This is a genomic window from Neobacillus cucumis, assembly GCF_002860255.1.
Taxonomy (GTDB): domain Bacteria; phylum Bacillota; class Bacilli; order Bacillales; family Cytobacillaceae; genus Neobacillus; species Neobacillus cucumis_A.
This window is the reverse complement of sequence record NZ_PGVE01000106.1, coordinates 1-1,872: the sequence shown is the minus strand read 5'-3', so window position 1 is coordinate 1,872 and position 1,872 is coordinate 1. Positions and strand designations below refer to the sequence as shown.

The following is a 1,872-nucleotide window of genomic DNA, read 5'->3' as shown; positions in this document are numbered from 1 at the left end:
CCAGCAAATAAACCTTGAAATTTCTTCGTTAAAAAAGCTTGAGGAAGTATTAAATATAAGTGCGAAAAGATTAAAAGATGTCTCAAAAGCTCATATTATTTTTTTATTCTTAGTTGATGAAAAAAAGCCTCATAATTATATTATTAAAGCTGTGGCAGGCGCGTCTGCCCAAAATTATATAGGTTATAGATTAGACATTCGTAACTCTGTATTTGAAAAAACAATAGATGATAAAGAAATTTATATTATTGATAAATTCAATGAATCTCCAATAGAATTAGACGTATTTTCAAAGTATATAGCTGAAAATGAAGGAATACAATCTAGCATATATTCCCCAATTCTATTAAATGATCGATGCACTGGAGTGTTAGTTCTATCACGTAAAGTCCCTTATCGTTCAACTAAAGCGCATATTAAAATGTTATCTCAGTATTGCCAACACTTGGCGATTGTCATGGAAAACTCAAGATTATATACAAAAGAATTACAAATTTCAAATTTGAATCAACAGGTCTTATATGCCACTTTGGATGAAGGCTATGCTAACACGGTGCAACGATTAGAAAAGATTATTAATTCTCCAATATTATTAGTTGATGAAAATGGGAATACGATCTATAAGACAGACAGCACTAACCCTTATCCTACATATCAATATATCCTGAAATTCCAAATGGAAATCACTCAACTAATTTTATCCATGTCGTTTGATAGATTACAAAGAAAATCTCAGAGATTACGAAATGGTAAGGTTTTAACAATCTTTCCAATAGTATTAAAGAATAAAAATGTCGGCTTTTTAATTATCCCTCGAGTTTTTGATGATCGGGATGATTTAGACATATTAGCAATTGAACAATTTAAAAATGTTATTGCGCTTAAAATAAACCAGGAAAAGTCTATCACAGAAATGGAACTTAGTTTAAAGAGAGACTATCTTTATGAACTGTTATTGGGACTGGAGTCTGAGGAGAATTTATGTAGAAAAGGGAGGTTCTTGGCGTTTAATTTTGAAGAGCCTCATAAAATTCTTGTACTTAGACTGAACAAACAATCACACGAGATGACAGATTTAGTTATAGAAAAAATAAGAAATAGGATGGACATTGCTTCCGTAGAATTTAATATGATTCACAATAATAAGTTGGTCGTAATATCACGCGAAGAAGATGCAGAAAAATTGTCGGGAAAATTATTGGAATTGCATGATTCTTTATATCCTGATTATCCAGCAACGATTGGGATTAGTAACATTGTAATTACACCTAATGATTACGTGAACGGTTACTGGGAAGCTAAAAAAGCTTGTGAATTTGGTTTACATTTTGATACTACCCAAAAGGAAATACATTTCGATGATTTAGGCATCGTTGGCATGCTACTTCAAGCAGACCACGTAGAAAGAATTAGTAGATTTAAGGAGAAATATTTAAATAAATTGATTCAGTATGATTTAGAAAGCAATACCGATTTGATAAATACGTTGAAAGTATATTTAGAAAATGAATCGGTTATCCAATCATCTGCTAAAGTTTTATTTGTACACTACAATACATTAAGAAATAGAATTAAGCGGATTGAAGAAATTCTTGAATTAGACTTAAATGATGCTCAAACGAAACTGAATTTGAGGATAGCTTTAATTATACATAAGTTAGTCAGTAACTAACTAACTGATCGTGACAACCGCTACTCAAATAACAAGTTTTATCTTAAGTAGGTAATCGAATCGATTTCACAATTGTAAGCGTCAAAAAGGTTCTTTCCATTGTTAGTTGAATTTACTTGATTCAAGTAATAATAATCTATTCCGTAGAAGTTAAAAACTATTTCTGTCATACATGATCCGTTTGATAGTTTTTAACTTAT

Annotated in this window: 1 protein-coding gene; it reads left to right on the top strand. The window is 30.6% G+C overall.

Annotation, left to right across the window (positions count from 1 at the left end; genetic code table 11):
• The coding region (locus tag CVD27_RS26730; RefSeq protein ID WP_142384147.1) for a helix-turn-helix domain-containing protein at nucleotides 1-1,672 on the top strand (1,672 nt) is incomplete at its 5' end.
• Nucleotides 1,673-1,872: the final 200 nt, after the last annotated feature.